This window comes from Psychrobacter sp., assembly GCF_030454045.1.
In the GTDB taxonomy this organism is placed as follows: domain Bacteria; phylum Pseudomonadota; class Gammaproteobacteria; order Pseudomonadales; family Moraxellaceae; genus Psychrobacter.
On record NZ_JAKDJE010000104.1, the window covers coordinates 1 to 7,795 of the forward strand.

At 44.8% G+C, this 7,795-nt stretch carries 8 protein-coding genes; 4 read left to right on the top strand and 4 right to left on the bottom strand.

What is annotated here, in order from left to right:
* Positions 1-95 precede the first annotated feature (95 nt).
* Positions 96-485: a transposase gene (locus L0G63_RS12965; protein WP_301451025.1), complete on the bottom strand. Its 390-nt coding sequence runs from the start codon at positions 483-485 to the stop codon at positions 96-98.
* 580 nt (positions 486-1,065) lie between these two features.
* Here L0G63_RS12965 and L0G63_RS12970 point away from each other — a divergent pair.
* The 3 genes from L0G63_RS12970 (at position 1,066) to L0G63_RS12980 (ending at position 3,872) form a co-directional block, all read left to right on the top strand.
* On the top strand, positions 1,066-1,326 hold the full coding sequence (locus L0G63_RS12970; RefSeq protein WP_071002865.1) for a DUF4212 domain-containing protein: 261 nt from the start codon (positions 1,066-1,068) through the stop codon (positions 1,324-1,326).
* Between the two features lie 4 nt (positions 1,327-1,330).
* Positions 1,331-3,199, top strand: coding sequence for a sodium:solute symporter family protein (locus L0G63_RS12975; protein ID WP_301451026.1), 1,869 nt, complete (start codon positions 1,331-1,333; stop codon positions 3,197-3,199).
* 139 nt (positions 3,200-3,338) lie between these two features.
* The gene (locus L0G63_RS12980) at positions 3,339-3,872 is read left to right on the top strand and encodes a hypothetical protein (RefSeq protein ID WP_301451027.1); all 534 of its coding nucleotides are present in this window, start codon (positions 3,339-3,341) and stop codon (positions 3,870-3,872) included.
* A gap of 52 nt (positions 3,873-3,924) precedes the next feature.
* Here the strand turns inward: L0G63_RS12980 and L0G63_RS12985 are convergent, their stop codons facing one another.
* Both L0G63_RS12985 and L0G63_RS12990 read right to left on the bottom strand, forming a co-directional pair.
* A complete protein-coding gene (locus tag L0G63_RS12985) occupies positions 3,925-4,530 on the bottom strand; it encodes a rhomboid family intramembrane serine protease (RefSeq protein WP_301451028.1) in 606 nt (201 codons plus the stop codon).
* 41 nt (positions 4,531-4,571) lie between these two features.
* Positions 4,572-5,624, bottom strand: a complete 1,053-nt coding sequence (locus tag L0G63_RS12990; RefSeq protein WP_301451029.1) for a 5'-nucleotidase — start codon at positions 5,622-5,624, stop codon at positions 4,572-4,574.
* Between the two features lie 271 nt (positions 5,625-5,895).
* Between L0G63_RS12990 and L0G63_RS12995 the strand changes: the two genes are divergently transcribed.
* Positions 5,896-6,789, top strand: coding sequence for a pirin family protein (locus L0G63_RS12995; protein WP_301451030.1), 894 nt, complete (start codon positions 5,896-5,898; stop codon positions 6,787-6,789).
* Between the two features lie 305 nt (positions 6,790-7,094).
* On the opposite strand, the gene L0G63_RS13000 is transcribed toward L0G63_RS12995, so the two are convergent.
* Complete coding sequence (locus L0G63_RS13000) at positions 7,095-7,625, bottom strand: shikimate kinase (protein ID WP_301451031.1); 531 nt, start codon at positions 7,623-7,625, stop codon at positions 7,095-7,097.
* Positions 7,626-7,795 lie beyond the last annotated feature (170 nt).

A 7,795-nucleotide genomic window follows, 5' to 3' on the forward strand; every position in this document is an offset into this window, starting at 1 on the left:
AGACAGTATATAGCTTTAGAGCCTACGCCAGCATGAATAATGTCCATTACACCACAATCTCAGTAGTGGTTTGACCTTTGGCGTATGAGCGAGGATCAGCAAGTGTCTGGGAGACACTTGCCCGAAGCGCAAGACGTAAGGCTATGCCTGTAGTGAAATATGATTTTGTCATCAAGACCTGAAATACGGGTTTGATGCTTACGTACTAATGCAGGCTCAAAGCTGCTATCACGGTCTCTTGGGGTGGAGATCTCAAGCTCGCCTGTGTCGCTACGGACTCTCTTTTTAGTGTGCCCATTGCGCTTATTAGGCCTGTCTGCCTTTTCATGCTTGGGGTAGCCGAGATGCTCTTCCATTTCTGCTTCTAAGGCAGTGTCGATGAAGGACTGCATGAGCTGCTTTTGAAAGTCTTTGATGTCATCGAAGCTTTTCATGCTGCTGGCCATTTGCTCAGCCAGTTTCTTGATGTCAGATTGAGTAGTCATTGCTTATTCTCCTGTTAGTGGATTATAAGCAGTTACACAGAGTTTGGGAAACTCCCCCCAATGGGTTTAGATGATTGATGCTTATAGTATCGATATAACCTTATTATGGCGTACACGTTTGGATCATTACCCAATGACGTTCCACCATAACCATCATGGTGATATAACCACCATGTGAACGAGCCATACTCTCTTTTGTCAAGAAGACAAGAGTTAAAAAAGACAGCGGATTGTCTCTCTTCGGCACCACTCCCTCTTTTTTTCATGATGATGGCAATAGCGTTAAGCACTGACTGGCCAATCGCCGCATGCTTACGCGTAATAATGACCATGTACGACCTGTAATCGTTTGTCTATCTACTGTTTTTAGCCACCACAAGTGTGCTAAAAATATAACAAGCGTTATCCACCTGTTGGTTTGATCGGCCATTTGATCGCTTGGTTTGTACCTAATCTATATACCGTTAATAGCTTCTACAATCAGATTGGGCGTTATTCACGAAGTATTGGTACACATCATCATTGAATGGCTATCGCTAACCACTCACCCTGTTTTATGTAAGACAAAAGGAGTTGTCCTATGAAAAACCACGATGATCCCTCTGGATATTGGCGTGCCAATGTGCGGCTGATTTTAGGTTGCCTAGTCGTTTGGGCGCTGTGTTCCTATGGTTTTGCTATTTTGCTACGGCCTTTGTTGGCGGGCATCGCCATTGGCGGTACTGATCTGGGCTTTTGGTTTGCGCAGCAAGGCTCTATTGCGATCTTTATTATCATCATCTTTTTTTACGCGTGGCGTATGAATAAGTTGGATAAACAATATGGCCTAGACGAGGAATAGCCTTATGAGTCAATTTGTAATTAATATTATCTTTGTGGGGCTGTCTTTCGCGCTATATTTTGGGATTGCGATTTGGGCGCGTGCAGGGTCAACCAGCGAATTTTATGTGGCAGGTGGCGGTGTACACCCCGTACTCAATGGTATGGCAACAGGCGCAGACTGGATGAGTGCGGCGTCATTTATTTCTATGGCAGGTCTACTCGCGGCAGGCGGCTACGGTGCGTCTTCTTATTTGATGGGCTGGACAGGTGGCTATGTGCTACTGGCCATGCTACTGGCACCTTACTTGCGCAAGTTTGGTAAATTTACGGTTCCTGATTTCATTGGGGACCGTTTTTATTCTAAGACCGCAGCCATGGTAGCGGTTGCTTGCTTGATTATTGCGTCAACCACCTATGTTATCGGTCAGATGACGGGTGCAGGCGTGGCGTTTTCGCGCTTTTTGGAAGTCGAAAACAACACAGGTTTGATTATTGCAGCATTTGTGGTGTTCTTTTACGCGGTACTTGGCGGTATGAAAGGGATTACCTATACGCAGGTGGCGCAGTATGTGGTGTTAATTATCGCTTATACCATTCCTGCGGTCTTTATCTCGCTTGAATTGACGGGCAACCCGATCCCTGGGTTTGGTATGTTCTCAACTCATACAGAATCAGGCTTACCGCTATTGACCAAACTTGATCAAGTGGTGACAGATTTAGGCTTTGCCTCGTATACCGCTGATGTGCCCAATAAGCTAAATATGGTGCTGTTTACGTTGTCATTGATGATTGGTACAGCAGGCTTGCCGCACGTCATCATTCGCTTTTTTACCGTACCCAAAGTGGCCGATGCGCGCTGGTCAGCGGGTTGGGCATTGGTCTTTATTGCCCTGCTCTACTTCACTGCGCCTGCGGTAGGCTCTATGGCACGTTTGAACTTACTTGATACCATCTACCCACAAGGCGTGAATGAGCCTGCGCTCGAGTATGACCAACGTCCAGATTGGATGCGTACATGGGAGCAAACAGGTCTAATCAAATATAACGATCTAAACGGCGATGGCCGCATTCAGATGTATAACGATAGTGGCCTTGGCGCAGCGGAGCTGGATTTAACCAATGCCGAAACCGAAGGTGGTGATGTTGGCGCGGCTACCACGGCGGTTGACGCCGCTCGCGTCTTACACGATCTTGAAGCTGAAGGCCGCTTTGCTGATGCAGGCTGGGCAGGTAACGAGCTAGATGTCAATAACGATATCTTAGTATTGGCAAACCCAGAGATTGCGCAGCTACCACCATGGGTGGTTGGTCTGATCGCAGCAGGTGGTCTGGCCGCGGCACTATCAACCGCCGCAGGTCTACTGCTCGCCATCTCATCAGCCATCAGTCATGATTTGATCAAAGGTCACTTTAACCCCAATATCACGGATAAAGGCGAGCTGATGGCGGCGCGTATCTCGATGGGTGTCGCGATTGTGGTCGCCACATGGTTGGGTATGAACCCACCATGCTTTGCTGCTCAGGTGGTGGCACTGGCCTTTGGTATCGCAGGGGCGTCGCTCTTCCCTGCCTTGATGATGGGTATTTTCTCAAAACGCATCAATAATGTCGGCGCGATTGCCGGTATGCTCACAGGCCTAATTACCACCTTGGTCTATATCTTTATGTACAAAGGCTGGTTCTTTATCGCTGGTACGGCCAACCTACCTGATACGGCTGAATACTGGATTCTTGGTGTCTCGCCACTGTCATTCGGTGCGATTGGAGCGCTATTGAACTTTGCAGTAGCCTTTGCAGTCTCTTACGGTACCAAAGCGCCTCCAAGAGAGATTCAAGAGCTGGTCGAAAGTGTCCGTTACCCACGCGGTGCAGGTGGTGCGGTTGATCATTAAGCCGACTTTCGTTTTTATCTGTTAAGATGACCATCACTCATGAGCCATAGCTGCTTGTGGGTGATTTTTTATGGTATCACTGCTTGATTGATGAATTAACCAACTGACACATTGACCCACCGCTTTGAGGATTTATTTTATGATTTATGAGTTTATTGCGACCATCGCTGCTGGGTTTGGTATGGCTGGGTTGGCACTGATTATCACACATTTGAGCAAACTGGCAGGAAAGCGTGTGCCCAAGTGGCTGATTCCATTGTTTGCTGCCATCGGTATTTTTGCGTTTCAGATTCATCAAGAATACAACTGGTACGATCAGCAAGTGGCTCAGCTGCCAGAGGGTGTCACCGTCATCAAAAAAATCGAGGATACCGCTTGGTTTCGACCTTGGTCTTACCTAAAGCCTCAGACCGTGCGCTTTATGGCTGTTGACAACGAACGTGCGCGCAGTGCCGATCAGGGTCTATATTTGGTCAATCTATATTTGTTTGAGCGGCGTATGAGTGTACAGCAGATGCCACAAGTGATTGATTGCCGTGCGCCTGCACGTGCCGATTATAGGATACCTGTAGCCAAAGACCGTGAGCTTGGCTTGAGAGAATATGTGGCAAATACCACCCAATGGCGACCGCTAACTACTGACGATCCTTTGTTTTTGAGTGTTTGTCAGTAAAACCAGTAAAACCACACCACTACAAGATGGTTAAATCAGCAGCCTTAAGCACTTATTGATGGCGACTGACACTGGTATAGTGATGCTTGGAAGTTGCCCCCAGCAGTAACCCTGCGCACAATCCCCCAAAATGTGCGGCAAAAGAGATTCCTTGTTGCGGCATCAGTCCTTGCTTGATGGTCAGCCAGTAACCTGTTCCCATGATAATACAGGCCAATAAATATCCCCAACGCCGCGCAAATAATGCACCGCCTATCATGTAACCAAACATCGCAAAACACAACCCTGATGCACCGATATGAATAGAAGATGGTGACCCGATTACCCATGTCACCAGCCCTGAAGCCACAACCAGTTTGATAATGGTACGGTAAGCGTTTTTCTCAAACAGTCCAAATAAAAATAAAATTTGTAGCAGTGTTACTGTGTTGCCAATTAAGTGTGACAAGTTGCCATGCATCGTCCATGATGCAAATACCCCTATCATGCTACCCACATCTAACGCGCGTGGCACAATTCCAAAGATATTCCACAGTCCAAATAGCGCCACTTTATTTAAAAAAAACATGCCCCACATTGGTATGAGTACGAAAGCGTATAAACCAACAACTTGCTTTATTCGTACCACAATCAAATTGAGCAATTGCTGCCAATTCATATATCACCCTGTCCCGTAGATTGCGCTTATCTTCATGCGCGTTAATGATTTACCGCAAATAATGAACCTACTGCAGGTTTAAACGATAATAATGTCGCATCTTTGTCAGTGGCTAAGTAGCTATCATCATGTAATAACGACGTCGAACGGTAGGGAACCAAAGCTGTGGGTATGAATCGACGGGCCGCATCAATATGTTTGATTGAGTCATCAAAAAAGATATGCGGTGCAAACGTTCGTAGCACGGCTGTCTTCTCCAATCCTCCCAAAAAAAATGCCATATCGACATTCACGTTCCATTCTCGCAACGTTTTGATGGCACGCAAATCTGCAGGTGCGTTACGTGCGGTCACAAGCGCAATTTTAATTGGCGAATATTGTAATCCAGCAGGTAAGCGCTCTTGTAAATTGGACAGTTTGATCAAAAGCTCAGCATAAGGGCCTTTTTCGATCGGTAAATCACGCATTTGTGCTTCACGATCATGAAAGGCTCGCAATCCTTTTTGTTTATAGAGTAGTTCACCCGAATCATCAAACAATACCGCATCGCCATCAAACGCAATGCGTAGCTGATCGGTATCTAACTCATAAGTATTAACTGGAGTGGCGTCCAATATCGCACAAGCGCAAATGTTGGCATCGGCGACTTGCTGAGCGTCCTCACGGTTGGTCGTCAAAAACAGATCGACATTAAAATCTTTGATATATGGAGCGACAGGACTTCCGGATACAAAGGCGGAACGTGAAATATTCAAACCGTTGTCACGAATGGCATTGAGCACTTGAATGCCAGTATCAGGACTGCTCTTTGAGACGATGACGACTTCCACAAGTGGCGACTCGGTCGTTAAATCCGCTGATAGACAGTCGTTACAGTAATTATTTAGATTCAGCAGCGCTTTGATTAATGGATATCCTGCACCACTATCTAATGGCTGATCTTCACGCTTCGCCATATAATCGCGAAACTCCTTTACTGCCTCGTCAGGGCGCTGCTGTAGTAGCTGTAAAAGGTGGTTCTCAGACTCCGTTAAGTCAAACAATGCTGTCGCTGATATAGCCACTATTAAAGTATTGGTTAAATCGACTGCCATATTATCCGTTCTCTATTCTAAGCATGGTATTGGTTAATGCTCATCAGTTTAGCAATTAAACCTCAGTAGGTAAGTAAGATTTTATTATTGGCTACTCTTTAATAGTAATCCCTTTTGTACTGACAATTTATTAAATAATAATTAATTATCAATATTAACTATTAATATAAACTATACAATACTATTGAAATATATCCCTTGGCCTCAAATAAATAACTAAGAGTAATAAATTAATGCTCACCAACAGATATTAAAAAATCAGGAAAGAATAATGAATAATACTGTAGCGAATAGCAAAAAAGACACCGTTACCCAATCGCGTCAAATCGAGCAGCTTTTTGCTGGGGTCGATACCCAAGACGGCGCTGGCGTTAAACTCACTCGCGTACTGACGCAGCAGCTGCAACAGCGCCTCGATCCGTACTTGATGCTAGATAACTTCAAAAGTGACAATCCAGATGATTATGTCGCAGGGTTCCCCAATCACCCGCATCGCGGCTTTGAAACCATTACTTATATGATTACGGGGCGTATGCGTCATCGTGATAGCGCGGGTAACGAAGGGCTATTACAGAACGGCGGCGTGCAGTGGATGACAGCGGCGAGCGGTGTTATTCATTCAGAGCTACCGGAACAAGAAGACGGCGCGATGGAAGGCTTTCAGCTGTGGCTTAATCTACCTGCCAAAGATAAAATGAATGACCCTTGGTATAAAGACTTCCAAAGTGAGGACTTGCCTAAATACACCACAGAAGATGGCGTCGACGTTACGGTCATTGCAGGTACATCGCATGGCGTAGAAGGTGCAGTCACCCGCGGTGTTACTGAGCCGACGTATTTAGATATCCATCTCCCCGCAGGAACGAGCTTTAGCCAAGCCATTCCAGCCGATCACAATGCGTTTGCCTTTGTCTATCGCGGTACGGTAGATATTGAAGGTAGAGAAGTACCAACTAAGACGATGGCTATCTTAAAAAATGATGACAATACGGATGGCGTTACCATTACTGCTAATAGTAGTGAGGATACCAAAGTGATTTTAATCACGGGTCGCCTACTACGCGAGCCGATTGTGCAATATGGTCCGTTTGTCATGAATAGTCAGCAAGAAATCATGCAAGCGGTCACTGACTTCCAAAGTGGTAAGTTTGGTGAAGGGGCTTAGTCGTTAGGCTAGTTTGTTAAATACTCTATTAAATGTGAAAGCCCGTATTAGTTGTTAATGCGGGCTTTTTTTATAACAACGAAAGACCCCTTGATTCATTTAATGATATGACACCTGCTGAGTACAGGCAGGTGGCTTAATTATTCTACGATGATGTTGTGTTAAGAATGGGGTATTTACATTCACCTTGCATCATTTAATCCTTTAAAATGAGAGGTCATTTAGCATCTTTTCGAGTGAGTAAACTGACATGAAAATTGGTAATCGTAGAACGAAACATGAGATGAGTTCGAGTGAACTTACTGCTATCGGTTTAACTCTTCTATAAATTTCTTTGCCATTTTCGGACTTGTGAGTCTGATAAATTTTATATGACGATATCTAGGATCATGAAGCATCTTCGAGTAGCGAACACGCTTGCGTTTATACGTTTTTAATGTCCATAAGATAATTGAATCACGACTAAAAAATGACTTAGCAAACGTCTCAGTATTGCCTGTACCCCATAGCTCAGTTTTGGTAGCCGAGCGTATAAAAGCACGTCTTATGGCTTGATACATCGTATGAAAGAACGGATAATCTATCCAAATCACGTGATCAACGTTTGACCATTTTATTTCAGTCGTCCTGCTATAATTACCATCAAGTACCCAAGTTTCTTGCGCTAGAGAACGTTTCAGCTTTAAGAAAAAATCGTCATCAGTAGATTCTTGCCAATTCGGTTTCCAAAATATAGCATCCATCTCCAAATAAGGATAGCCTAATTTATTTGCCAAAAGACGGCTAAAAGTGGACTTACCACTACCACTGGTGCCAATTACATTTATTTTTTTCATGTGCTCGCTTCCGTAAAACTTTGAATAAAGTAAAAATATAGAAGGAGGGGGATTTTACAGAAAATTATAGGCAAAAAAAAGCCCCCTGACACGCTAGTATCAGGGGGCTTTTACTTAGAATAGAGAGCTGACGATGACCTACTCTCACATGGGCGAACCACACTACCATT

What these genes read in the sequence shown, in the direction of transcription:
- L0G63_RS12965 (WP_301451025.1), bottom strand. Translation starts at nt 485, where the DNA reads ATGACTACTCAATCTGACATCAAGAAACTGGCTGAGCAAATGGCCAGC.
- L0G63_RS12970 (WP_071002865.1), top strand. Translation starts at nt 1,066, where the DNA reads ATGAAAAACCACGATGATCCCTCTGGATATTGGCGTGCCAATGTGCGG.
- L0G63_RS12975 (WP_301451026.1), top strand. Translation starts at nt 1,331, where the DNA reads ATGAGTCAATTTGTAATTAATATTATCTTTGTGGGGCTGTCTTTCGCG.
- L0G63_RS12980 (WP_301451027.1), top strand. Translation starts at nt 3,339, where the DNA reads ATGATTTATGAGTTTATTGCGACCATCGCTGCTGGGTTTGGTATGGCT.
- L0G63_RS12985 (WP_301451028.1), bottom strand. Translation starts at nt 4,530, where the DNA reads ATGAATTGGCAGCAATTGCTCAATTTGATTGTGGTACGAATAAAGCAA.
- L0G63_RS12990 (WP_301451029.1), bottom strand. Translation starts at nt 5,624, where the DNA reads ATGGCAGTCGATTTAACCAATACTTTAATAGTGGCTATATCAGCGACA.
- L0G63_RS12995 (WP_301451030.1), top strand. Translation starts at nt 5,896, where the DNA reads ATGAATAATACTGTAGCGAATAGCAAAAAAGACACCGTTACCCAATCG.
- L0G63_RS13000 (WP_301451031.1), bottom strand. Translation starts at nt 7,625, where the DNA reads ATGAAAAAAATAAATGTAATTGGCACCAGTGGTAGTGGTAAGTCCACT.